Origin of the sequence: Streptomyces sp. NPDC096176 (genome assembly GCF_044763255.1) — a bacterium.
Lineage (GTDB): Bacteria > Actinomycetota > Actinomycetes > Streptomycetales > Streptomycetaceae > Streptomyces.
The window spans coordinates 19,380-43,879 of sequence record NZ_JBIWFV010000016.1; the positions used below are offsets into that span (position 1 = coordinate 19,380).

22 protein-coding genes are annotated in these 24,500 nt (G+C 70.4%); 14 read left to right on the forward strand and 8 right to left on the reverse strand.

The window, feature by feature from the left end; translation table 11 throughout:
* The 11 genes from ACIQ7Q_RS31225 (at position 1) to ACIQ7Q_RS31275 (ending at position 12,065) form a co-directional block, all read left to right on the forward strand.
* Complete coding sequence (locus ACIQ7Q_RS31225; RefSeq protein ID WP_403869540.1) at positions 1-1,269, forward strand: MCE family protein; 1,269 nt, start codon at positions 1-3, stop codon at positions 1,267-1,269.
* Positions 1,266-2,303, forward strand: coding sequence for an MCE family protein (locus tag ACIQ7Q_RS31230; protein WP_403869543.1), 1,038 nt, complete (start codon positions 1,266-1,268; stop codon positions 2,301-2,303). The genes ACIQ7Q_RS31225 and ACIQ7Q_RS31230 overlap by 4 nt, the downstream gene beginning before the upstream one ends.
* On the forward strand, positions 2,300-3,301 hold the full coding sequence (locus ACIQ7Q_RS31235; protein WP_403869546.1) for an MCE family protein: 1,002 nt from the start codon (positions 2,300-2,302) through the stop codon (positions 3,299-3,301). Before ACIQ7Q_RS31230 ends, ACIQ7Q_RS31235 begins: the two co-directional genes overlap by 4 nt.
* On the forward strand, positions 3,298-4,455 hold the full coding sequence (locus tag ACIQ7Q_RS31240; protein WP_403869548.1) for an MCE family protein: 1,158 nt from the start codon (positions 3,298-3,300) through the stop codon (positions 4,453-4,455). The genes ACIQ7Q_RS31235 and ACIQ7Q_RS31240 overlap by 4 nt, the downstream gene beginning before the upstream one ends.
* Complete coding sequence (locus ACIQ7Q_RS31245; RefSeq protein WP_403869550.1) at positions 4,452-5,744, forward strand: MCE family protein; 1,293 nt, start codon at positions 4,452-4,454, stop codon at positions 5,742-5,744. The genes ACIQ7Q_RS31240 and ACIQ7Q_RS31245 overlap by 4 nt, the downstream gene beginning before the upstream one ends.
* Positions 5,741-7,012: an MCE family protein gene (locus tag ACIQ7Q_RS31250; protein ID WP_403869553.1), complete on the forward strand. Its 1,272-nt coding sequence runs from the start codon at positions 5,741-5,743 to the stop codon at positions 7,010-7,012. Before ACIQ7Q_RS31245 ends, ACIQ7Q_RS31250 begins: the two co-directional genes overlap by 4 nt.
* Entirely contained in the window at positions 6,985-7,563 is a 579-nt protein-coding gene (locus ACIQ7Q_RS31255; RefSeq protein WP_403869556.1) for a hypothetical protein, read from the forward strand. Before ACIQ7Q_RS31250 ends, ACIQ7Q_RS31255 begins: the two co-directional genes overlap by 28 nt.
* A 58-nt stretch (positions 7,564-7,621) precedes the next feature.
* On the forward strand, positions 7,622-8,395 hold the full coding sequence (locus ACIQ7Q_RS31260) for a hypothetical protein (RefSeq protein ID WP_403869559.1): 774 nt from the start codon (positions 7,622-7,624) through the stop codon (positions 8,393-8,395).
* Positions 8,396-8,597: 202 nt separating this feature from the next.
* Positions 8,598-9,437: a TIM barrel protein gene (locus ACIQ7Q_RS31265; protein WP_403869562.1), complete on the forward strand. Its 840-nt coding sequence runs from the start codon at positions 8,598-8,600 to the stop codon at positions 9,435-9,437.
* A gap of 65 nt (positions 9,438-9,502) precedes the next feature.
* Positions 9,503-10,393, forward strand: coding sequence for a 2-hydroxy-3-oxopropionate reductase (locus tag ACIQ7Q_RS31270; RefSeq protein ID WP_403869566.1), 891 nt, complete (start codon positions 9,503-9,505; stop codon positions 10,391-10,393).
* A gap of 214 nt (positions 10,394-10,607) precedes the next feature.
* Positions 10,608-12,065, forward strand: a complete 1,458-nt coding sequence (locus ACIQ7Q_RS31275; protein WP_403869568.1) for a catalase — start codon at positions 10,608-10,610, stop codon at positions 12,063-12,065.
* Positions 12,066-12,444: 379 nt separating this feature from the next.
* On the opposite strand, the gene pqqE is transcribed toward ACIQ7Q_RS31275, so the two are convergent.
* Genes pqqE through pqqA form a run of 5 tightly spaced genes read right to left on the reverse strand, consistent with a single transcriptional unit; the run spans position 12,445 to position 15,643 of the window.
* Positions 12,445-13,566, reverse strand: a complete 1,122-nt coding sequence (pqqE, locus tag ACIQ7Q_RS31280) for a pyrroloquinoline quinone biosynthesis protein PqqE (protein WP_403869571.1) — start codon at positions 13,564-13,566, stop codon at positions 12,445-12,447.
* The gene (gene pqqD / locus ACIQ7Q_RS31285; RefSeq protein WP_403869574.1) at positions 13,563-13,847 is read right to left on the reverse strand and encodes a pyrroloquinoline quinone biosynthesis peptide chaperone PqqD; all 285 of its coding nucleotides are present in this window, start codon (positions 13,845-13,847) and stop codon (positions 13,563-13,565) included. The genes pqqE and pqqD overlap by 4 nt, the downstream gene beginning before the upstream one ends.
* Positions 13,844-14,566 carry a pyrroloquinoline-quinone synthase PqqC gene (gene pqqC / locus ACIQ7Q_RS31290; protein WP_403869577.1) on the reverse strand — a complete coding sequence of 241 codons (723 nt, stop codon included), beginning with the start codon at positions 14,564-14,566 and terminating at the stop codon, positions 13,844-13,846. Before pqqC ends, pqqD begins: the two co-directional genes overlap by 4 nt.
* Entirely contained in the window at positions 14,563-15,474 is a 912-nt protein-coding gene (gene pqqB, locus ACIQ7Q_RS31295) for a pyrroloquinoline quinone biosynthesis protein PqqB (protein WP_403869579.1), read from the reverse strand. Before pqqB ends, pqqC begins: the two co-directional genes overlap by 4 nt.
* Positions 15,475-15,487: 13 nt before the next feature.
* The gene (gene pqqA / locus ACIQ7Q_RS31300) at positions 15,488-15,643 is read right to left on the reverse strand and encodes a pyrroloquinoline quinone precursor peptide PqqA (protein WP_403869582.1); all 156 of its coding nucleotides are present in this window, start codon (positions 15,641-15,643) and stop codon (positions 15,488-15,490) included.
* Between the two features lie 250 nt (positions 15,644-15,893).
* Here pqqA and ACIQ7Q_RS31305 point away from each other — a divergent pair, with 250 nt between their 5' ends.
* Positions 15,894-16,970, forward strand: a complete 1,077-nt coding sequence (locus ACIQ7Q_RS31305) for a PQQ-dependent sugar dehydrogenase (protein WP_403869585.1) — start codon at positions 15,894-15,896, stop codon at positions 16,968-16,970.
* A gap of 80 nt (positions 16,971-17,050) precedes the next feature.
* Here the strand turns inward: ACIQ7Q_RS31305 and gcl are convergent, their stop codons facing one another.
* Complete coding sequence (gene gcl / locus ACIQ7Q_RS31310) at positions 17,051-18,838, reverse strand: glyoxylate carboligase (RefSeq protein ID WP_403869588.1); 1,788 nt, start codon at positions 18,836-18,838, stop codon at positions 17,051-17,053.
* A 271-nt stretch (positions 18,839-19,109) separates the two neighbouring features.
* Here gcl and ACIQ7Q_RS31315 point away from each other — a divergent pair, with 271 nt between their 5' ends.
* Positions 19,110-19,841, forward strand: coding sequence for a hypothetical protein (locus ACIQ7Q_RS31315; RefSeq protein ID WP_403869590.1), 732 nt, complete (start codon positions 19,110-19,112; stop codon positions 19,839-19,841).
* A gap of 124 nt (positions 19,842-19,965) precedes the next feature.
* Entirely contained in the window at positions 19,966-20,745 is a 780-nt protein-coding gene (locus ACIQ7Q_RS31320; protein ID WP_403869593.1) for a TIGR04222 domain-containing membrane protein, read from the forward strand.
* 462 nt (positions 20,746-21,207) lie between these two features.
* Here ACIQ7Q_RS31320 and ACIQ7Q_RS31325 read toward each other — a convergent pair whose 3' ends face one another.
* Positions 21,208-22,815, reverse strand: coding sequence for an AMP-binding protein (locus ACIQ7Q_RS31325; protein ID WP_403869596.1), 1,608 nt, complete (start codon positions 22,813-22,815; stop codon positions 21,208-21,210).
* Positions 22,812-24,488 (reverse strand): AMP-binding protein, encoded by a 1,677-nt coding sequence (locus tag ACIQ7Q_RS31330; RefSeq protein ID WP_403869599.1) that lies wholly within the window; start codon positions 24,486-24,488, stop codon positions 22,812-22,814. The genes ACIQ7Q_RS31325 and ACIQ7Q_RS31330 overlap by 4 nt, the downstream gene beginning before the upstream one ends.
* Between the last annotated feature and the right edge of the window lie 12 nt (positions 24,489-24,500).

Genomic DNA, 24,500 nt, shown 5'->3' on the forward strand with positions numbered 1-24,500 from the left:
ATGAGCAGAGACGGAAGCGCCGCGGCGCACGCCGGCCGACTGCGGCTGTACGGGCTGGTGTTCCTCGCCGTCATCGCGCTGCTGCTGTCGCTGTCGGTGGCCACGTACCAGCAGGTGTTCACGTCGGTCGTGCGCGTCACGCTGGAGGCGGACACACTGGGCAACCAGCTCGACCCGAGGGCCGACGTCAAGCTGCGCGGACTGCTCGTCGGCGAGGTGCGCGAGGTGCGGGCCGACGGGGAGAAGGCCACGCTCGACATCGCACTGAAGCCGGAGCATGTGGCGCGCATCCCGGCCGATGTGCACGCCCGGCTGCTGCCGAAGACGCTGTTCGGCGAGAAGTTCGTCGACCTGGTGGTACCCGGCGGCTCCTCGGGCCGGCACATACGGGCCGGGGACGTCATCACCCAGGACCGCACCCGGGCCGGCATCGAGGTGCAGCACCTGATGAACGACCTGCTGCCGCTGCTGCGCACGGTGCGGCCCGCCGATCTCAACGCCACGCTGCACGCGTTCTCCACCGCGTTGGAGGGACGTGGCGACCGCATCGGCGACAACCTCGTACGGCTGGAGCGCTATCTGCGTGAGCTCAACCCCCATATGCCCTCCCTTCAGGAGGACATCTCCCGCTTCGCCGATGTCGCCGAGGTCTACGGCGACGCGGCACCGGACCTGATGAACATCCTGCGCAACTCGGTCACCACGAGCCGCACCATTGTGGAGAAGCGCGAGCAGCTGGCCGCCGCCCTGACGGGAACGGCGAAGGTCGCCGGCACGGCGGAGAAGTTCTTCGACGACAACGGCGAGCGGCTGATCACCCTGGGCCGTGTCTCCCGCCCGACCCTCGACCTGTTCGCCCGCTATTCGCCCGAGTACCCCTGCCTGCTGGAAGGCCTCGAGCGCCAGAGCAGGGAGTCCGAGAAGGCGTTCGCGGGCGGCGAGATGCGCATCACCCTCGAATTCGTCCACCCGCGACCCGCGTACCGACCCGGTGAGGAACCGCGCTATGCCGAGCGCTCCGGCCCCGACTGCAGAGGCATCCCCGGCCCTTCCGTGCCGGCGGGACACACCAAGCTCGACGACGGTACGAAGGATGTCGTTGCCGGCGGCCCGCCCGGAGCCGGCCCGGTCTCCGCGACGGCTGCCGAGCAGCGGGCCGTGGGCTCGCTGGTCGCACCGGTCCTCGGGGTGCCCGCCGACCGGGTTCCCGCGGTGGCGACGCTGCTGTTCGGACCCATGGCACGCGGGACGGCGGTGAGTGTGGCATGAAGGCGTCCCGAGCCACCGCGACCGCGGCACCGCTGGTGAAGTTCCTTCTCTTCGCCGCGGTGACGATCCTGGCGACGACACTGCTCGCCGCGACGATCGTCAACATCTCCTTCGCCCCGGAGCACACCTACCGTGCGGTGTTCAGCGATGTCACCAGCCTGGAGGAGGGCGACGACATCCGCGTCGCGGGAGTGCGCGTCGGCGAGGTCGAAGCCATCCGTATCAAGGACCGCACGCTGGCCGAGGTGACGTTCACCGTCACCCGCGACCGGCCGCTGCTGACCAGCACCGGAGCGGTCATCCGCTACCGGAGCCTGGTCGGTCAGCGTTACGTCGCCCTGACCGAGGGCGCGGGCGACGGCACCCGGCTGAAGCCCGGTGCCACGATCCCGCTGGCCCGGACCCAGCCGGCGCTCGACCTGAACGCGCTGCTCGGCGGCTTCAAGCCGCTGTTCGCCGCGCTCAGCCCGAAGGACGTCAACCAGCTCGCCACCGAGATCATCAAGACGTTGCAGGGCGAGGGCGGCACGGTCAACAGCCTGCTCGCGCACACCGCGTCCCTGACCACGACCCTCGCCGACCGGGACGAGCTGATCGGGTCGGTGATCGACAACCTCAACACCACGCTGCAGACCCTCGACAAGCGCGGCGCCCGCTTCTCCGGACTGCTCAAACAGCTCCAGCGGCTGATCTCCGGCCTGTCCGCCGACCGCAAGCCGATCGGCTCCTCGCTGGAGAACATCGGCGCGCTGACCGAGGCGACCTCCGGTCTGCTCGAAGACGCCCGGCCGCCGTTGAAGGGCGACATCGCGGAGCTGAGGGACCTGACCAAGACGCTGAACGACAACGAGAAGACCGTGGAGGGCGTGCTGAAGCGGCTGCCGAACAAGCTCAACAAGCTGACGGGGACCGCCTCGTACGGTTCCTGGTTCAACTTCTACCTCTGCGACTTCGACGGCCGGATCGTGCTGCCGAAGACCCGAGAGGTGATCACTCCGGAGCTGCACGTGGCACGGGCGAGGTGCGGCGGATGAAGATACGTCTCCTTCCCCGCACACCCTTCCGGGACCGCAACCCTGTCGTGATCGGGGCGGTCGGCATCACCACGCTCGCCCTGCTGACGACCGCCGCGTTCAACGCGGACAGCCTGCCGGTGATCGGCAACGGCGAGACGTACAGCGCGGCGTTCTCGGAGGCCGGCGGGCTCAAGCCGGGTGACGAGGTGCGCATCGCCGGGGTCAAGGTCGGCAAGGTCGACGAGGTCGACCTCGACGGCGACCATGTGAAGGTCACCTTCAAGATCAAGGGCGAGCCGAAGTTCGGCACGAGGACCGGCGCGGCCATCCGGATCAAGACGATCCTGGGCGCGAAGTACCTGGCCCTCCAGCCGAAGGGGTCCGGACAGCTGCGGCCCGGCAGCGAGATCCCGCTGGAGCGCACCACCCCGGCGTACGACGTCGTCCAGGCCTTCAGCGATCTGACGACCACCAGCGAAAAGGTCGACACGGAGCAGTTGGCCAAGGCGTTGGACACCATCTCGACGACCTTCGAGGACTCGCCGGAGGAGGTACGCGCCTCCATCAAGGGCCTGTCGAGGATCTCGAAGACGGTGGCCTCGCGTGACGAGGACCTCCGGGAGCTGCTGAAGCACGCCAACTCGGTCACCAAGATCCTCTCCGAGCGCTCCGGTGAATTCACCACCCTGGTCAAGGACGGCGACGCGCTGTTCAAGGAGATCACGCGGCGCCGGGCGGCGATCCACGCGCTGCTCAAGAGCTCGGCCGCACTCGGCATCCAGCTCTCCGGCCTGGTCGAGGACAACGAGAAGGAGATCGGCCCGGCACTGAGAGGGCTGAACCAGGTGGTGCGGATGCTGGAGCGCAACCAGGCGAGCCTCGACCGCAGCGTCGCGCTGCTCGCCCCCTATGTGCGGGTCTTCACCAACACCCTCGGCAACGGCCGCTGGTTCGACAGCTACATCCAGAACATGGTCGCCGCTCCGGTGGTTCCCCGGACAGGAGGCTCACGATGAAGGGCCGCATCCGCTTCGATCCGAAAGGCCGTACGGCCAGGCTGACGGCCGTCGCCGCCGTCGCGGCGCTGCTTGTCTGCGCCGCGGTCGTGCTGTGGCCGCGCGAGGAACCGGTCCGCGTCACCGCGTACTTCCCGCGCACGGTTGGCATCTACCCGGGATCCGACGTGCGGGTGCTCGGCGTACGCGTCGGCGAGGTCACCGAGATCGTCCCGGAGGGCGGCCGGGTGCGCGTGGAGCTCGAGTACGAGCCCGGGCGCAAGATCCCCGCGGACGCCCAGGCCGCCATCATCAACTCCTCGGTGGTGAGCGACCGTTACGTACAGATGCTGCCGGTGTACCAAGGCGGGCCCGTGATGCGCGAGGGGGCGGTGATCCCTCAGAGCCGCACGGCCGTGCCGGTGGAGCTGGACCGGGTCTTCGACAGCCTGCACACGACGGCCGAGGCGCTCGGTCCGAAGGGCGCCAACAAGGACGGATCGCTCGCACGGCTGCTGGGGGTGAGCGCCGCCAATCTCGACGGCCAGGGCGAACAGATGCACCGGACGGTGGAAGACCTGTCCCTCGCGGTCACCACGTTGTCCGACGGCCGGGACGACCTGTTCGGCACCGTACGCAATCTTCAGGTGTTCACCGCGGCGCTCGCCGCCGACGACAAGAGCGTGCGGTCGTTCAACGACAGTCTCGCCGCGGTCGCCGACCAACTCGCCGGGGAGCGCAAGGACCTCGCGGCGGCCCTCAAGCATCTGGGAGTGGCGCTCGGCGACGTCTCGAGGTTCGTGAAGAACAACAAGACGGCGCTGACCGAGGACGTGGAGGGACTCAGCAAGGTCACCAAGGTGCTGGTCACCCAGCGGGCGGCGCTGGCGGAGCTGCTGGAGGTCGCGCCCACCGGCCTCTCCAATCTCCAGAACGCCTACAACCCGTCCTCCGGCACCCTCGACACCCGCAACAACCCCGACCATCCGCAGGACCCGGCGGCACTGCTGTGTTCGCTGCTGAAGACCACCGGTGACGCGGGGGGCAAGAACCCCGACTGCGCGGAGCTGCAGAAGCTGTTCGACTCGCTGCCAGAGGTGCCGCACGCCGGCCCGGTGCCGGGCACCGGCGAGGTCGACCGGACGCTCGGCGGAATACTGGAGGCACGCGCATGAGCGCACCCCGCAGGCACCGGGCCGTGGCCCTGGCCACCGCCATGGGCTCCGTGCTGCTCACAGGCTGCGACTTCAACGGCCTGTACGACGTGAGCCTGCCCGGCGGCGCGGCCGCCGACGGCAACGCCTACCACGTGACCGCCGACTTCAGGGACGTCCTCGACCTGGTCCCGCAATCGGCGGTGAAGGTCAACAACGTCACCGTGGGCGCGGTCGAGAAGGTGGAACTGGTCGGCTGGCACGCCCGGGTACGCCTGCGTATCGCGGACGATGTGAAGCTGCCCGGCAACGCCGTCGCCGAGCTGCGGCAGACGAGCATGCTCGGTGAGAAGTACGTGGCCCTCTCCCCACCGGTCGGCATCGAGGCCAGTGGGCGGCTCACCGACGGCGCGCGCATCCCGCTGTCGCGCACCGGCCGCAACCCGGAGATCGAAGAGGTGCTCTCCGCCCTTTCCGCGCTGCTGAACGGCGGCGGTGTGGCGCAGCTCAAGACGATCACCGTGGAGCTGAACAAGGCGCTGGAGGGCAGGGAGAACCGGGTCAAGGACCTGCTCGGCGAACTGGACACGTTCATCGGCGGCCTCGACAAGCAGCGCAAGGAAATCGTCCGGGCGCTCAAGGGCATTGATCGGCTGGCGGAGCGGCTGGCCGCGGAGAAGAAGACGATCGCGCAGGCCGTGGACACGGTGCCCGGCGCGCTGAAGGTCCTGGCCGACCAGCGCCGCGATCTGACGGCGATGCTGACCTCGCTCTCGGATCTCGGGAAGACGGGCACCAAGGTGATCAACACCTCCCGCGCGGACACGGTGGCCAACCTCAAGAGCCTGCAACCGATCCTGCAACAGCTGAACAAGGCCGGCAGCGATCTCCCCAACTCGCTGGAGCTCCTGACGACCTATCCGTTCCCCAGGAACGTGACCGGCGCCATCAAGGGCGACTACGTCAACCTCAAGATCACCGCGGATCTGGACCTCGCGAGTGTCTACGGCAACCTCGCGGAGGAACCGCCCGGGCCGGGCCCGGAGGAACCCGAGCTGCCGGAGGTTCCCGGCACCCCCGACCTGCCCGGGGTGCCCGGCCTGCCGAAAGCGCCTCTGCCGACCGCGCCCCCGGAGGTTCCCGGCGCACCGACACCGAGCGCTCCCCCGCCCCCCGGCGGCGACGGACCGCTGTGTCCGCCGGTGTGCACCGGCAGCCAGGTCGCCCACGGGGACGGCGCCGGACGCCGGCTGCCCGCGGGGATCGACCTGGCACTGGCCGAACTGATGCTGAAGGGGATGCAGCCGTGATCACACGTACGGTCAGGGCCCAGTTGATCGCCTTCGCCGCGGTCACCGCGGTGGGGTGCTCGTACGTCGGCGCCCGCTACACCGGCCTGGTGGACAGCCTGCTGGACCGCGGATACACCGTGCGGGCCGACTTCGCCGACTCCGGCGGCATCTTCCAGGGCGCCGAGGTCACCTACCGGGGCATTCCGGTGGGCCGGGTCGGTGAGCTGCGGCTCGTCGGCACGGACGGTGTCTCCGTGGCACTGGACATCGAGGACGGGACCCGGATACCGGCGGACACGCTGGCCGTGGTGGCGAACCGTTCCGCGGTCGGCGAGCAGTACGTCGACCTCCAGCCGCGCCGCTCCGGCGGCCCGTACCTGGGCGAGGGCAGCAAGATCCCGCGCGCAGACACCAGGGTGCCGTTGCCCACGACGGCGCTCGTCCTCAGCCTGGACCGGCTGGTCAACTCGGTCGGCAAGGACGATCTGCGGGTCACGGTCGACGAACTCGGCAAGGCGTTCGCCGGCACCGGGCCGCACCTGAGCAGGCTGGTGGACTCCGGGAACCTGCTGGTCGAGTCGGCCTCGAAGAACCTTCCGGAGACGACCTCGCTCATCGAGGACTCGCGGGTGGTGCTGAAGACCCAGAGCGACAAGGGGTCGGCAATCAAGTCCTTCTCCCGCGACCTGGCCGCGCTGACCGCGGAACTGAAGGCACGCGACGGCGATCTGAGGCGGTTGGTCGGCAACACCGCCCCGGCGGCGCAGGAGGTCGACTCGCTGCTGAAGTCCAACGAGACCCATCTGCCGGTGCTGCTCTCCAACCTGATCAGTGGCGGCCAGGTCACCGTGGCGCGCCTGCCCGGTGTGGAGCAGGCGCTGGTGACGTTCCCGGTGATCGTCGCCGGCAGCTACACCGTGATCCCCGGCGACGGCACCACCCACTTCGGCATGGTCGTGAACGCCGACGACCCGCCGCCGTGCCGTCAGGGTTACGGCACCCAGCGGCGCGACCCGGCGGACACCTCGCAGCGACCCGCCAACCGTGAGGCGCGCTGCACCGAGCCGCGTGGCAGCGGTACGTCCGTGCGCGGCGCCCAGAACGCGCCGGGCCCCTCGAGGTCCGGCGGCGCACGGCAGGCGGCACACGTCACCCCCTACGACCCGGAGACCGGCACCCTCGCCGGGCCGGGCGGCACGCTCCTCGAGATCGGCTCGACGGGCGGAGAACAGAGCACGTTCGGAAAGGACTCGTGGCAATGGCTGCTCGTGGGACCGATGGCATGAGCGCGGGCGGTGTCCTCTCGCGCACGGTGATTCCGCTGCGGCGGCTCGGCGGCAGGCTCGCCACCGCGGCGGGGCGCGGCAGGGCGACGGCGGTGACGCTGGCCGTGGCGACCGTCGCCGTGACGGCGCTCAGCGGCTGGCTGTGTCTCCAGGTGTACGAGCAACGGGCGGAGGTCCGCCGGCACCAGGACATCCTGGCCGCCGCCCGCCAGTCCGCGCTGAACTTCACGTCGCTGGACTACCGGCACTACGCCCGTGACAGCGCGAACGTGCTGAAGGGCGCGACCGGCGACTTCAAGGAGCAGTTCGCCGCGCAGACCGGCGAGTTGACCAAGCTGGTCGCCGCCAACAGGTCCGTCTCCGAGGGGCAGGTGCTCGAGGCGGGGATAGCGCGGGCCGACGAGCGCTCGGCACGGGTGCTGGTCGTCGCCGACAGCAAGGTGACGAACAAGGCCGCGCCGGAAGGGCAGTCCCGTACCTACCGGCTGCAACTCGACCTCGTGCTCGAGAAGGGCCGCTGGCTGACGTCCGATGTCGAGTTCGTCGGCTGACCCGGCGGGCGGCACACCCGAGCGCACACCCGTACCACCAGCAGTGAGGAGCAAGACCGTGGCGAACCCGACCACCCGGGGCCGTGGCTCCACCTCTCCCGGCCGTCGCACGATGTCGGCGGCCACGCGTGCGGCCGCCAAGCGGTCGGACCGCCTCCGGCCGGCCTCGGGCGGTTCCGCCGTGCTCGATACGCCGCGCGGCCCGGCTCCCCGGCGGCTCGAGGCCCCCGACGACGCGTCGCAGGCCCGCCGGGACGAGAACCAGCATGTGGGGCCTGTCGTGCTGGCCGAGGAGGCCGCGGCGCTCCTTCCGGAGCGCCGCCGGCGCCGGCGACGGGCGCGGCTGTGCGGCCTGCTCGCCGTCCTGTTGGTCCTCGGGCTGACCGCCGCGGGCGTGCTGGGGTGGGAGTACGCCGAGGGGCGGCGTACCGACGCGGCCCGGGCGCAGGCGGTCGCGGCGGCGAGGAAGGCGGCGCCGGTGGTGCTGTCGTACGACCACCGCAGGCTTGAGGCGGACTTCGCCGCGGCGCGCGGCCATCTGACCGGCGCCTTCGCGGAGGAGTACGGCAGGACCACGAGCAAGGTGGTGGGGCCCACCGCGAAGAAGTACCGCGGGGTCGTCAAGGCGAGCGTGGTCGCGCCCCCGGGCGGCGGCGCGCCCGCCGCTTCGGTGGTGTCCGTGTCCCCCGACCGGGCCGTGGTGCTGCTGTTCGTCAACCAGGTCACCACCAGTACACAGGTCACCGGTTCGCGGGTCGATCTGAACCGGGTCCGGATGACGATGATGCGTACGTCCGGCGGCTGGAAGGTGAGTGCCGTCGACGCGCTCTGAGGACCGCCCCCCAAGACGCGGGGGGACGCCCCCGACCCCCCGCACGCCTCCCGAGCTGGGACGGAGGAAGGCCTGACCCGCCTTCCGACGGCCCGCTCGGGGGGCGCTTTTTTGTGGTCGCTCTTGACAGCCCTCACCCCGCCCGGAGATTATTCCGTCAGACAGAAAGAGACTTCCGCAATACGGAAGGGGCGCAAACCCCATGGGATACAGCGACCACCGCTTCGACGTGAACCTCTCGATCCTCTTCACGGAACTCCCGCTGCTGGAGCGCCCCGCGGCCGCCGCCGCGGCCGGCTTCACCGCGGTCGAGCTGTGGTGGCCGTGGATCGAGACCCCCACCCCGCCGCAGGCGGAGCTCGACGCCCTCGAGAAGGCGCTCGACGACGCCGGCACCCAGCTGGTGGGCCTCAACTTCTACGCCGGGCAGCTGCCCGGCCCCGACCGCGGCGCGCTCTCCGTGCCGGGCGCGGAGTCCGACCGCTTCCGCGACAACATCGAGGTGGCGGCCGGCTTCGCCGCCGCTGTGGGCTGCAAGGCGCTCAACGCGCTGTACGGCAACCGCGTGGACGGCGTCGCCCCCCAGATCCAGGACACCCTCGCCCTGGAGAACCTGGTCCTCGCGGCCCGTGCGGCCGACCGCGTCGGCGCGATCCTGCTGGTCGAGACCCTGAACAAGCCGGAGTCGCCGCTGTATCCGCTGGTGAGCGCCCCGGCCGCGATCGAGGTCGTCGACAAGGTCAACGCCGCGACCGGCCTCGGCAACGCCAAGTTCCTCCTGGACATCTACCACCTGTCCATGAACGACGAGGACGTCTCCCAGGTCATCGCGGCATACGCCGACAAGACCGGTCACGTCCAGATCGCCGACAACCCGGGCCGCGGCGCGCCGGGCACCGGCTCGCTCGCGCTGGAGCAGCTGCTCGACGAGCTGAAGAAGGCCGGTTACGAGGGCTGGGTCGGCCTGGAGTACAAGGCCGGCGACCGCCCGAGCGCGGACTCCTTCGGCTGGCTGCCGGCCGAGGCCCGCGCGGCCCGCTGACCGGTCGATCCCCCTGACGAGCTGACGAGCTGACGTACCAAAGCTTTTAGGAAGGCACCCTCACCATGAGCACTCTCCCCAAGGTCGCGTGGATCGGTCTCGGCATCATGGGCTCCCCCATGTCCGAGAACCTGTTGAAGGCGGGCTACTCCGTCACCGGCTTCACCCTGGAGCAGGACAAGCTCGACCGACTCTCCGCCGCCGGTGGTACCGCGGCCGGCTCGATCGCGGAAGCCGTCAAGGACGCCGACGTGGTCATCACCATGGTCCCCGCCTCCCCGCAGGTCGAGGCCATCGCCTACGGCCCCGACGGCATCCTCGAGAACGCCAAGCAGGGCGCGCTGCTGATCGACATGTCCTCGATCACCCCGCAGACCTCCGTCGACCTGGCCAAGAACGCCACCGACAAGGGCATCCGGGTGCTCGACGCTCCCGTGTCCGGCGGCGAGGCCGGCGCGATCGAGGCCGTGCTCTCGATCATGGTCGGTGGCGAGCAGGCCGACTTCGACACCGCGAAGCCCATCCTCGAGGCCCTCGGCAAGACCATCGTGCTCTGCGGCCCGCACGGCTCCGGCCAGACGGTCAAGGCCGCCAACCAGCTGATCGTCGCCGTCAACATCCAGGCGTGCGCGGAGGCCGTGGTCTTCCTGGAGAAGTCCGGGGTGAACCTGCAGGCCGCGCTCGACGTCCTCAACGGCGGTCTGGCCGGTTCGACCGTACTGACCCGCAAGAAGGACAACTTCCTGAACCGGGACTTCAAGCCCGGCTTCCGGATCGACCTGCACCACAAGGACATGGGCATCGTCACCGACGCCGCCCGCAACGTCGGCGCCGCGCTGCCCGTCGGCTCGGTCGTCGCCCAGCTGGTCGCCTCGCTGCGCGCCCAGGGCGACGGCGGTCTGGACCACTCGGCGCTGCTGCGCTCCGTCGAACGCCTCTCCGGCCAGCAGGTCTGACCACACCGGGCAACCGCCCAGGGCCTCTGCCCTGGTCCGACACGGCCCCCGACTTCCGGTCGGTGTCGGCGCTGACACCTGTCCTGTCGCGCCCAGGCGTCGGCACCGACCGGAACACCACCCTTTGTTTTCAACAAACTGTTGACGTTTCGTTCGGCTCGTCCTTACGCTCCACGAACCGTCACTCAGTGCAGCTCCCGTACGGAAGGTCACGATGTCGAAGCGCGTGCTTACGACCGAGTCCGGCGCCCCCGTCGCCGACAATCAGAACTCCGCCACCGCCGGCGTCGGTGGCCCCATCCTCCTCCAGGACCAGCACCTGCTGGAGAAGCTCGCGCGCTTCAACCGTGAGCGCATCCCGGAGCGCGTGGTGCACGCCCGCGGCTCCGGCGCGTACGGGTACTTCGAGGTGACCGACGACGTCACCGGGTACACCAAGGCCGACTTCCTCTCCGAGGTCGGCAAGCGGACCGAGACGTTCCTGCGCTTCTCCACCGTCGCCGACTCCCTCGGCGGCGCGGACGCGGTCCGCGACCCCCGCGGTTTCGCGGTGAAGTTCTACACCGAAGAGGGCAACTACGACCTCGTCGGGAACAACACCCCGGTGTTCTTCATCAAGGACCCCATCAAGTTCCCCGACTTCATCCACTCCCAGAAGCGTGACCCGTTCACGGGCAAGCAGGAGCCGGACAACGTCTGGGACTTCTGGGCGCACGCCCCCGAGGCGACGCACCAGGTGACCTGGCTGATGGGCGACCGCGGCATCCCCGCCTCGTACCGTCACATGAACGGCTACGGCTCCCACACCTACCAGTGGACCAACGAGGCCGGCGAGGCCTTCTTCGTGAAGTACCACTTCAAGACGAACCAGGGTGTGCGCTCCCTGTCGTCCGAGCAGGCCGCGGAACTGGTCGGCAAGGACGCCAACTCGCACCAGACGGACCTGCTGCAGGCCATCGAGCGCGGCGTGAACCCGTCCTGGACCCTGTACGTGCAGATCATGCCGGCGGCAGAGGCGGCCGACTACCGCTTCAACCCGTTCGACCTGACCAAGGTGTGGCCGCACGCCGACTACCCGCTGCAGCGGGTGGGCCGCCTTGTCCTCGACCGCAACCCGGACAATGTGTTCGCGGAGGTCGAGCAGGCAGCGTTCTCGCCGAACAACTTCGTTCCCGGCATCGGCCCTTCGCCGGACAAGATGCTCCAGGGCCGGCTGTTCGCCTACGCCGACGCCCACCGCTACCGCCTCGGCGTCAACCACACCCAGCTGCCGGTGAACGCGCCCAAGGCCGCCGCCGCAGACAACTACGGCCGGGACGGCCTGATGGCCACCCGCAACGGCTCGCGCCACGACAAGAACTACGAGCCCAACTCCTACTCGGGTCCGGCCCAGACCGACGCCGCGCTCTCCGCTCCGCTCGCCGTCACCGGCTGGGTCGGCACCCATGCCGCGCCGGCCCACGTCAAGGACGACGACTTCTTCCAGGCCGGTGAGCTGTACCGCCTGATGTCGGACGACGAGAAGGGGCGTCTGATCGCGAACATCGCGGGCGGTCTGTCCCAGGTCACGCGCGACGACGTGGTCGAGAAGAACCTGGCCCACTTCCACGCCGCCGACCCCGAGTACGGCAAGCGCGTGGAGGAGGCGGTCCGCGCTCTGCGCGAGGACTGACACCAGAGCCGCGCCCGGGGGCTGACGGAACGTCGGCCCCGGGGCGTGCGCCCGCTCGGCGGGCCCGGATGAGGGGTGGTCCTCCGGGCGGGCGGAAGTGAGGACCGCGGCGGTCGTACGATGCCAGTGCGGTGGTGAAGGCGTTCCGGACCCGTTCTGACCTGAAGGACGGCACCGGTACGGCCAATCGTCCCGCCGCGGTCCCCTTCCCGTCGCCGGACTCCGTCCGACGACCCCACCAAGACCCGCCCGGCGGCGCGAACGTCCTGTCGCGCCAGCCTCGCACCGTCGGGCGGCTTCAACTGCACAGCCCGGGCACGGAGTCGGTACGGTCCCGTACTCCGCGTTCGACGATCAGGGCCTGACCTTCGCACAGAGGTCAGGCCCTGGTCATTGTCCCCTCCGGCCCCGACCGGTCGCGCAGCGCTCCCGGCCCGCGGTACACGGGGCCAGTCGCTTCCCCGTCGGCCAGGGCCGCGGCCTGGATGAGGCCGTGGTCGGGTGACAGCCGGCATGCGGGGTCGGAACGGGCGGCGTCGCCGGTGATCGCGTACGCCTGGCAGCGGCAGCCGCCGAAGTCCTCGTCGCGTCGCGGACAGGCGCGGCACGGTTCGCCCATCCAGTCGGTGCCCCTGTACCGGTTGAAGGCGGCGGAGTGTTCCCAGATCCAGGCAAGCGTCCGGTCACCGACATGCGGCGGGTCGAGTCCCGGCAGTGTCGCCGCCGCCGGGCAGGGCAGCACGGTTCCGTCGGGTGTGACGGTGAGCGAGACGGCGCCCCAGCCCCCCATACACGGCTTCGCGACACCCTCGACGTAATCAGGAACGACCCACACCAGCTCCGTTCGCCCGGCCAGTCGCTCACGCCACCGCCGAACCGCCTCCGACGCACGCGACAGTTGGGCGCGACTGGGCATGAGTGCCGCGCGGTTGAGCAGGGCCCAGCCGTAGAACTGGGTGTTGGCCAGTTCGATACGGTCCGCGCCCCAGGACAGCGCCAGTTCCACGATCCCGTCGATGGCGTCGAGGTTGTCGCGGTGCAGCACGACGTTGACGCCGAGCGGCAGTCCTGCCGTCCGCACCAGCCCCGCGGCCTGCTCCTTCGCCTCGAACGAGCAGCGCCCTGCGATCCGTTCGGAGGCCGACGGGTCGGCGTGCTGGACCGACAGCTGGACGCTGCGAAGTCCCGCTTCCACGAGTGCGGCCATCCGCGCCTCGTCGAGGCCCAGCCCACTGGTGACCAGCTGGGTGTGGATGCCGGCCGCCTCCGCGGCGCGCACGATCGCTTCCAGGTCGGGCCGCAACAGGGGTTCCCCGCCGGACAGATGCGTCTGCACGACTCCCAGGTCCCCCGCCTGCCGCATGACGTCCCGCCACTGCACCGTCGACAGTTCACGGGACCGGCGGGTCAGCTCCAGCGGATTGGAACAGTACGGGCAGCGCAGCGGGCAGGCGTGGGTCAGCTCAGCGAGCAGCGCCCAGGGGGGCGGCACACCGGTCATCGCAGCCAGCCCTCGTCGCGCAGCCGCCGAAGGAACGCGGGAACGTCGGTGGCCACCGGCGCGCCGGGGAAGCGGGTTTGCAAGGCGTCGACGATCCCGCGGACCTCGAGCCCGCGGTCGCACAGCCGCAGGATGTCACCGGCGTGCCCCTGCAGCACCACGACGCGTTCGGGCATCACCAGCAGGTCGGCGCCGCGTACCCGGTCGTGCCGCAGCACGACAGCGGGGGCGAGTACCGGGCGCCATCGCCGGTCCACCTGCTGGGCAGGGGCCGCGGTCATCGCAGCCCCTCCGCACCGGCGTGATCCACGGCGTCGAGCAGGGTCCAGAGCACGTCGCACTTGAACGCGAGTGCCGCGACCGCGCGCTCCTGTCCGGCCCGGTCACGGGCCCAGCGCAGCACCAGGCCCATCGCCTCGCCGCTGTCCCGCCGGCCCTGACTGACGCGTGCGCGGAAGTAGGCGAGCCCTTCGGCCTCGATCCACGGGTAGTGCCGTTCGAAGGCGTCGATGCGCCGCCGCATGAGATCCGGGGCGGACAGTTCGGTGAGCGAGGCGGCGACGGCCTCCAGCGCCGGCCGCAGCCGGCAGAAGTTGACGTACCCCTCGACCGCGAGGCGTACCCCGGGCAGCACGCCGCTGCCGGACAGCAGGCCCGTCCGGTCCAGGCCGGCCGCCTCACCCAACCGCAGCCACCGCTCGATGCCGCCTTCGTCGCCCTCGCGTCCGTCGTGGTCCTCTATGCGGCGGATCCACATGCGCCGGAGTTCCGGCGTCTCGAGCTTCGCGGTGATCAGCGCGTCCTTGACCGGGATGTGCTGCTGGTAGTGGAAGCGGTTGGTGATCCAGCGCCGTACCTCGGCGGGGCTCAGCGTCCCCTCGTGCATACGCACGTTGAAGGGGTGGCGGTCGTGGTAGCGCTGCTCTGCCACCGCCCGCAGCCGCTCCTCGAACTCCGAGCGGCTCCATGGCCGTTCCGTCTCCACTTCCACGACGGTCACAGCACGATCTCCATTCCGTCGGCGGCCACTTCGATGCCCAGCCGGGCCAGCGTCTTGTGCTGTGGCGCGGCGGGGTCGATCAGCGGATTCGTGTTGTTGAGGTGCGTGTACAGGCGGCGCGCGGGCAGGGAGGCGAGCCGCCGTGCCGTGCCGTTCGGCCCGTCGATCGGCAGGTGGCCCATGGCCGTCGCGCCGCGGGTCGAGAAGTTCGCGCGCCGGGGCTCGTCGTCGTCCCAGAAGGTGCCGTCGACGATGACACAGTCCGCTTCCGCCACGGCTTCCTCCAGCGCCTGCGGCCATGTGCCGAGCGCGGGTGCGTAGACGGCGGTCCGGCCGGTGGCGCGGTCGGTGAGCCTCAGCGCTGTCACCCAGTCGCCAGGGGCATCGGCTCCTGCCGGGTCCGTCGCGGCGTAGCGAGGCCGTTTGGCGGAGAGGGGAACGGCGCTGATGTGGACCGCGGAGCCCGCGGCCAGCGGCTGGGCCAAGCCCTCCGTCGGGAGGTCGCGCCAGCTCAGTTCGGTGTACGGGGCGAGAAGGGAGTCCAGTTGCCGGCGGCCTCGCAGCGCTTCGCGTACGGCGGCGGTCGCGATCACTTCCAGTTGTTCGGCTTCCCGAAGCCGGGCGATGCCGAGTGTGTGGTCGAGTTCGGCATCGGTCAGCACGACTCCGGCCACCGGTGTCCGGCGATGCCCGGGGCCGGGGTGCAGTTCGGGACAGTCCTCGATCTGTTCGCCGATGTCCGGGGTCGCGTTGACGAGGTACCACCGGCCCTCGGCCACCTGCACGGCGAGTGCGGCGTGGCGGCGGCGTCGCCGCGGGTGCGTCCGTGCTCCGGCGCATTCGCGGCAGGCACAGTTCCACTGCGGTACGCCACCGCCTGCTGCGGTGCCCAGCACCTTGAGCAGCATGTCGTCGGCGACGCTAGCGGGAGGCCAGGGAGTAGGCAGTGACCTCGAGTGCGGTCTCCACGACCACGTACTCGGGCCGGTGCCAGGCCGCTTCCTCGATGTACGCAGGTACTTCGCCGCGCGTTGCCCGCTCAGGGCCGGTCGTCGTTTCCTCGGGTGTGGCCGTCATGGGTTGTCCTGCCTTTCGGATGACGGTGGCGTCCCCCACCGCAGCTTCGGCAGGCACCTGAGGTAGGGCAACTGGGGGCGGGCCGGCCGAGTGACCCGCCGGAGTGGTCCGACGCACCGTCACACAACGCGGGCCTACGCTCCCGGTGATCGCTGCCGAGCTTGCATGGAGGATGCCCGTGTCGACTCTTCCGACTCGCCGGAAGCCTGCGAGAAGACCGTCGCTCCGCTCGACGAGCACCGTCGGGATCATGGTCGCGGGCCTGCTGGTGGGCTTCGCCGGCCCCGGCGTCGCCGGCCCGCCCGCACCGCACGGGGAACGCATGGCCGGCAGCCACGCGCAGACGGAACCGGGCGACGTTCGGACCGTTTCGACCGAGTGGACCACGCCGTGGGGCCTGAGCTGGCTGCCGGACGGCTCCGCACTGATCAGCGAGCGCGAGACGTTCAAGATCTTCAAGATCACTCAGGACGGCGAGAAGACACTCGTGGGCAGCGTCCCCGACTCGGTGACCACCGGGGCCGAGGACGGCGTGCTGGGTGTCGCGGTGTCGCCGGACTGGGAGGAGGACCACTACATCTACGTCCTCCACACGACCGGCACGGACAACCGGGTCGCGCGGATGACGTACGACGGTTCCACGCTGGACGGGTACACCACGCTGCTCACCGGGATCAGGAAGGACCGGATCCACAATGGCGGACGGCTGAAGTTCGGCCCCGACGGCTATCTGTACGCCGCGATGGGCGACGGCAACCAGCGCGCCCTCGCCCAGGACAAGAACTCCCTCAACGGGAAGATCCTGCGGATGACCACGGAGGGCGAGCCCGCGCCCGGCAACCCCTTCGGCACCCATGTCTACTCCTACGGCCACCGCAACCCCGAGGGCCTGGCCTGGGACGCGCAGGGCCGCCTGTGGGTGGCCGAGATCGGCTGGGACACCAGCGACGAGCTGAACCTCGTCGAACCCGGCAAGAACTACGGCTGGCCCACGTGCGAAGGGCCCTGCGAAACCGAGGGGATGACCAACCCCAAGGCGCACTGGGCGGTTGCGGATGCGTCCCCGAGCGGCCTCGCCTACGCCGACGGCGCTCTGTACATGGCCGCGATGCGCGGCAAGCGGCTGTGGCGCATTCCCGTCGACGGCACGGAGGCGGGCACCCCGGTGGCGTACTTCAAGGGCACGTACGGACGGCTGCGCACCGTCGAGAAGGTTCCGGGCAAGAACGCCCTGTGGGTGTCCACGACGAACACGGACCGCAACGGCGGCCGGCCCGACGGCTCGGACCAGGTGCTCGAGGTGGAGTTGAGGGCACCGGCCGGGTGAGCGGTCGGCTGTGACCCGCAGGCATACGAAAGCCCGGTCCGCGAGGCGGACCGGGCTTTCGTCGGACGTTGCGGCGGAGGTCAGACCTTCAGCGGCTTGATCGCCGTCGGGGCGTGCCCCGGCTCCGTGGCGAGCTCTTCGAACTCGGTCACGTCACTGATGTCCGCCGTCTTGCTCATCGCGATGTTGGTCACGCGCTCCAGGATCGCCTCGACGACGACCGGCACCCGGTACTCGGCGGCCAGCTTCTTCGCCTCTTCGAACGCCGGCAGCAGCTGGTCGGGCTCGGTGACCCGGATCGCCTTGCAGCCGAGGCCCTCGACGACCTTGACGTGGTCGACACCGTAGACGCCCAGCTCCGGGGAGTTGATGTTCTCGAACTCCAGGTTGACCTGGAAGTTGATGTCCAGACCGATCTGCGCCTGGCGGATCAGGCCCAGGTAGGAGTTGTTCACGAGGACGTGGACGTACGGGATGCGGTGCTGCGCGCCGACCGCCAGCTCCTCCAGCATGAACTGGAAGTCGTAGTCGCCGGACAGGGCGACGACCTGCGCCTCGGGGTCGGCGGTGGCGACACCGAGCGCGGCCGGGATGGTCCAGCCGAGGGGGCCCGCCTGGCCGCAGTTGATCCAGTGGCGCGGCTTGTAGACGTGCAGCATCTGCGCGCCGGCGATCTGGGACAGACCGATCGTGGTGACGTAGCGGGTCTCCGGGCCGAAGGCGCGGTTCATCTCCTCGTACACGCGCTGCGGCTTGAGCGGCACGTTGTCGAAGTGCGTACGGCGCTGGAGTGTCGCCTTGCGGTCCTGCGTGGCGGCGACCCACGCGCCGCGGTCGGGCAACCTGCCCGCCGCCTTGAGCTCCTTGGCCACCTCGACGAAGAGCTCGAGCGCGACCTTGGCGTCGGAGGCGATGCCGTAGTCGGGGGCGAAGATCTTGCCGATCTGGGTGGGCTCGATATCGACGTGGACGAACTTGCGGCCCTTGGTGTAGACGTCCAGCTTGTAGCCGGTGTGGCGGTTGGCCCAGCGGTTGCCGATGCCGAGGACGAAGTCGGACTCGAGGAAGTTCGCGTTGCCGTAGCGGTGCGACGTCTGGAGGCCGACCATGCCGGCGTTCAGCTCGTGGTCGTCCGGGACGGTGCCCCAGCCCATCAGGGTCGGGATGACCGGGGTGCCGGTGATCTCGGCGAACTCGACGAGCAGGTCGGAGGCGTCGGCGTTGATGATGCCGCCGCCGGCGACGATCAGCGGGCGCTCGGACTCCAGAAGGAAGGAGATCGCCTTCTCGATCTGGGCGCGGGTCGCGCACGGCTTGTAGACCGGCAGCGGCTCGTATGTCTCCGGGTCGAAGTCGATCTCGGTGAGCTGGACGTCGATCGGCAGGTCGATGAGGACCGGCCCGGGACGGCCCGAGCGCATCAGGTGGAAGGCCTGCTGGAACACGCCGGGGACCTGGGCTGCCTCGAGGACCGTCGTGGCCGCCTTGGTGACCGGCTTGGCGATCGACGCGATGTCGACGGCCTGGAAGTCCTCCTTGTGGATCACGGAGGTAGGGGCCTGGCCGGTGATGCACAGGATCGGGATCGAGTCGCCGATCGCCGAGTACAGGCCGGTGATCATGTCCGTGCCGGCGGGGCCGGAGGTGCCGATGCAGAGGCCGATGTTGCCCGGATTGGTCCGGGTGTAGCCCTCGGCCATGTGGGACGCGCCCTCGACATGGCGGGCGAGGGTGTGGTCGATCCCGCCGCCGGCCTGGAGGGCTTTGTAGAACGGGTTGATCGCTGCGCCCGGCACACCGAACGCGTGGGTGACGCCTTCACGCTTGAGGATCTCAACTGCCGCGCGGGCGGCGGTCATTCGAGGCATGGGGTGCTCCTGCTTCGGCCTGTCGGATCTGGTCGGAACGGTCGGGACGGGCTCTGTCGCGCCACCTGCGAGCACCGATTCCGCATTGTGGAAGTTCAGTTTTGCTATACGGAAGCAATGTAGGACGCGGCCCGTGCGGCGTCAAGGGACGACCACACCGGAACACCCGGGGGCGCAGAGCGGCGGAGTGCGCGAAGTAACTCGCCAAGTCCCCGCCATTGATGGACGATGGACCGCAGCAAGGACCGCGGGGAGGGAAGAGGGGGCCGCGATGAGCAAGAGCATGCCGGTGCGCTGCCCGGTCTGCCGGCGCGACCATCTGTACGCGGCGCCCGTGTACCCGTGCGCGTGCGGCGCCCCGGTCGCTCCCCCGCTGCTGCGGGCCGCCCGCCCCGAGCCGATCACGCACCGCACCTGGACCGACGACTGGGTCACCGTCCGCTGCACCGAGTGCGAGCGCAAGGACCAGTGGCCGCAGCCCGAGCTCGGCTGCCCCTGCGGCACGGTGCTGCGCATACCGGTCCGGCCGGTCAGCACGCCGGCTCCGCCCGGTCCGGCGGAACGACCGCGCCCCTCCCGGCACCCCTCGCACATACCGCTGCCGCGCACGGCCGTCGTCTCCCGCCCGTCGTTCCGGCCCGTCACGATCCGCACCGCACGCGACGCCGTCACCGCGGCCGCCCTCTATCTGAAGTGGCTCGGCTTCCGGGACGTGATCCAGCCCGAGGTCAGGCCCGTTTCCGGCATAGACCTCAGGGGCCCCGACGTGGTCGCCCTGGTCGACCCCACCACCAGGCCCACCGGGCTGCGCGCAGTCGAATGCCTGTGGCTGAACGGGCTGAGCTCCTCGTCGACGAGCGTCCTCTTCTCCCTCGCGGGTTACGCGGACGACGCCCGGGCCCGAGCGGACCAACTCGGCATTCCGCTCTTCGTCATGGACCTCACCGGCTGCCCCCAACCGGTCAACGCCCCGGCGGACGAACTGATCTCCACGGACGCGTAACGCCGCGAACCGGACCGAAGCTCAAATAGAGCTCTGAATCGGCTTCTTTCAGGCTTCGGCGCACCTCTGGTACGGGCATATTCCCCGCACAGCCGCAGACACGGCCTCGGGGGAGGTGGGCGCGATGCCCGACGAAATGTGGTGGTTCATCGGCACGGCGGGGGCACTGCTCACCGCCGCGGCCCTGCTCCTGCGGCCCGGTACGATCGCACCCCACGACACCGTCGATCCGCAGATCGTGGCCCTCCTGCGCGGCGGACGCCGTGCCGCGGTGACGGTTGCCCTCGTGGCGCTGCAGCAGCGCGGCGTGGTCACCAACGGCCGGAAGGGCACCGTACGGGCCGACGGCTGGGCCACCGCGATACGGGACCCGCTGCAGCTCGCCGTCCACGTCTCGCTCCGCCGCCCCCTCGGCATACGGCCCCTGGTCGCCGTGCCCCGGGTGCGGCGAGCCCTCGACGCGCTGCGTAAACGGTCCGCCGAGGCGGGGCTGCTGCGGCCCGACAGCAGGTGGCGAGCCGCGCGCGCCCTACTGTGCGCCGTCCCCGTCACGATCGCGGCGGGGCTGCTGGTCGCACCGATGACCGCGTCGACCACGCCCGCCCAGCCGGCCGTGTCCGCGCTCCCGGTCGCCGCGGCGGCGGCGCTGTGGTTCATTCCGCGGCAGACGCCCGCGGGGCGGCGACTCCTCGTGGCCCTCCGCGGCGCCCACCCCCTCGAGGCGCACCGCACCGCCGGACCGCGCGTCCTGCTGTCGGTGGCGCTCCACGGCGACGCGGCGCTGCTGCTCCACCTCCCCCACTTCGCCCGCGACGGCGGCCTGCTCGCCGACGGCGGCCAGGACACGGGCTTCAGCGAGAACACAGCATCCTCCGGCAACCCGGGAGCGACATGCGGGCTCTGAGCGGCGCCCGCCGGTCGGCGCGGGGGCGGGTGGCGGGGGTGGGAGGGCCGGTCACCACCGGCCCGCGGCGACTGGCGGGTGTCCGCCGGTCACCGGCCCGTCAGCGCGAGCCGAGGCGGTGAGGAGCACCCCGCCGATCACGGCGGCTCCGGGGCCGGTCCGGTGGGGTAGCAGGGCAGGTGCCCCTCCCTGAGGCCCGGGACGGACACGGGTGCCCCGCTGGGCAACCGCAGGCCCGAGGCCTGCACGGGCCGCCCGCATCCCCGCAGGCCGGAGCGTGGACGGATGGCCCACATCGCGGGCCCGGCGCCCGACGGGTGCCCGGGCCGGGCAGCGCCGGCCGGAGCGGCGAGGAGCGGCCCGCCGATCACCGCGGACCAGGCGGGCACGGGCGCCGCCGGCGCCGGCGTGGCGGGGGGCACAACGCCCCCGGCCGTCCGCGCGCACACCAGCGCGCCCTCGCTAGGCCGTGCCGAAGCGGCGGCGGAGTTCCACCTTGCGGACCTTGCCGCTCACAGTCATCGGGAAGTCCGCGAGAATCTCGATCCGGCGCGGGATCTTGTAGTGGGCAAGCCGCTCGCGGCAGAACGCCGTGATCTCCTCCAGCGTCGGCGCGTCCGCCGCGTCGCGCGGGATCACGCACGCGAGGATCTCCTCGCCGTACCGCTCGTCGGGTACGCCCACCACCTGCACATCGGCGATCTTGGGGTGGGCGTACAGGAACTCTTCGATCTCCCGCGGATACACGTTCTCGCCGCCCCGGATGATCATGTCCTTGATGCGGCCGACGATCCGGACGTAACCGTCCTCGCGCATGACCGCCAGGTCGCCCGTGTGCATCCAGCGGCCCGCGTCGATCGATTCCGCCGTCTTCTCCGGCTCGTCCCAGTAGCCGAGCATCACGCTGTAGCCGCGCGTGCACAGCTCACCGGCCTCGCCACGCGGCAGGGTCACGCCGGTGACCGGGTCGACGACCTTGACCTCGACATGGGGCATGACCCGGCCGACCGTGCCGGTGCGCCGCTCCAGGTCGTCGTCGCGCCGGGTCTGGGTGGAGACCGGGGAGGTCTCCGTCATGCCGTAGCAGATCGACACCTCCGCCATGTTCATCTCGGTGACGACCCGTTTCATCACCTCGACCGGGCACGGCGAGCCCGCCATGATGCCGGTGCGCAGCGAACTCAGGTCGTAGGAGTCGAAGTCGGGGAGGTTGAGCTCCGCGATGAACATCGTCGGCACCCCGTACAGCGAGGTGCAGCGCTCCTGTTCGACGGCGCGCAGGGTCGCGGCGGGGTCGAAGGACGGCGCCGGGATCACCATGCACGCGCCGTGCGAGGTGGCGGCGAGGTTGCCCATGACCATGCCGAAGCAGTGGTAGAAGGGCACGGGGATGCAGACCCGGTCGCGCTCGGTGTAGGCGATCATTTCGCCGACGAAGTAGCCGTTGTTGAGGATGTTGTGGTGGGAGAGAGTGGCTCCCTTCGGGAAGCCGGTGGTGCCGGAGGTGTACTGGATGTTGACCGGGTCGTCGCAGGACAACTCAACTGCCCGCGCCCGCAGTTGCTCCTCGGTGACCGTTGCGGCCGCGTCCTGGAGCAGGTCCCAGGAACCGTCGCCGATGTAGTGGACGGCCCGCAGCCCGGGGCACTTGGCGCGCACCGTGTCGACCATCGCCCGGTAGTCGCTGGTCTTGTGGGTCTGTGAGGCGACGAGCAGCGAGATCCCGGCCTGGTTCAGCACGTACTCGAGCTCGTGGGCGCGGTATGCAGGGTTGATGTTCACCATGATCGCGCCGATGCGCGCGGTGGCGTATTGGATCAGCACCCATTCCGCGCAGTTGACGGCCCAGATGCCGACGCGGTCGCCCTTCGCGACGCCCGAGCCGAGGAGTCCGCGCGCCAGTTGGTCCGCGGCCGCGTCGAACTCGGCGTACGTCCAGCGGGTGCCCGCTGCCACGTCGACCAGTGCCTCCCGCTCGGGGTGGGCGGCGGCCGTGCGCGCAAGGTTGGCGCCGATCGTGTCGCCGAGCAGCGGAGTATCGCTCACGCCGTGCGCGTACGAGAGTGTCATCGCAGGTCACCTTCCACGTACTCGGCGGCGGAGCCCTCGGCCGTGCGCTCGCGCAGTTCGATCCGCCGGATCTTCCCGGACACGGTCTTCGGCAGTTCGGCGAACTCCAGCCTGCGGATGCGCTTGTACGGGGCGAGGACCGCACGCGAGTGCTCGAACAGCAACTTCGCCGTGTCCGGCCCCGGCTCCCAGCCCTCGGCGAGCACCACGTATGCCTTGGGCACGGCCAGCCGCAACGGGTCCGGCGCCGGTACGACCGCGGCCTCGGCGACCGCATCATGCTCCAGCAGGGCGCTCTCCAGCTCGAAAGGGCTGATCTTGTAGTCGCTGGCCTTGAAGACGTCGTCGCTTCTGCCCACGTACGTGATGTACCCGTTGCCGTCGCGCGAGCCGATGTCCCCGGTGCGGTAGAAGCCCCCCGCCATCGCCTCCGCGGTGCGCTCCTCGTCCCCGTGGTAGCCAGTCATCAAGCCGACCGGCTGTGTGGACAGGTCGATGGCGATCTCGCCCTCGGGGGCGCCCGGCCGGCCCGTGGCCGGGTCGAGGAGTTCGACCTTGTAGCCGGGGCTCGGCCGGCCCATGGAGCCCGGCTTGAGCTGCTGACCGGGGCTGTTGGAGACCTGCACGGCGGTCTCCGTCTGGCCGAATCCGTCGCGGATCGTGACTCCCCACTCGCGGCGGACGGTCTCGATGACTTCCGGGTTGAGCGGTTCGCCTGCGGCGACGACCTCTCGCGGGGGTTGCTGAAGCCGGCTCAGGTCGGCCTGGATCAGCATGCGCCAGACCGTCGGCGGCGCACAGAAGCTGGTGATCTTCTCGCGGTCCATCTCGGCCATCAGCCGGCTCGCGTCGAAGCGGGTGTAGTTGTGGATGAAGACCGTCGCTTCCGCGTTCCACGGCGCGAAAAGATTGGACCAGGCGTGCTTGGCCCAGCCGGGGGAGGAGATGTTCAGATGCACATCGCCGGGCTTGAGACCGATCCAGTACATGGTCGCCAGGTGCCCGACCGGATACGACACATGGGTGTGCTCGACGAGCTTCGGCCGGGCGGTCGTGCCGGAGGTGAAGTAGAGCATCAGCGTCTCGTCGGCGCCGGTGGGTCCGTCGGGCTCGAAGGTGCTCTCGCTCGCGTACACGCCGTCGTACGACAGCCAGCCGGCGCTCTCGCCGCCGACGACGGTCCGTGTGTAGTCGCCGGGGACCTCGTCGAACTTGTCCGTGTCCTCCGGGCGCACCACCACGTGCCGCACCCGGCCCCGCTCGATCCGGTCGCGCAGGTCGGCCGGGCCCAGCAGCGGCGTCGCCGGGATCATCACCGCGCGCAGCTTCATCGCGGCGAGCGCGGTCTCCCACAGCTCGACCTGGTTGCCGAGCATGACGAGGATCCGGTCGCCGGGCCGCACGCCCTGGGAGCGGAGCCAGTTCGCGGCCTGGTCGGACCTGGCGGACATCTCCGCGAACGAGAACCGGGTGTTGCGTCCGTCCTCCTCGACGATCTGCAGCGCGGTCCTGTCGTTGCCGGCGGCGATGACGTCGAACCAGTCGAGCGCCCAGTTGAAGTGCTCGAGGCGGGGCCAGGCGAAGCCCCCGTACGCGGTCGCGTAGTCCTCCCGGTGCTGCAGCAGGAAGTCCCGGGCGGCCCGGAACCTCTCCGTCGCGCTGCCAGACGTCATGTGTCCTCCTCG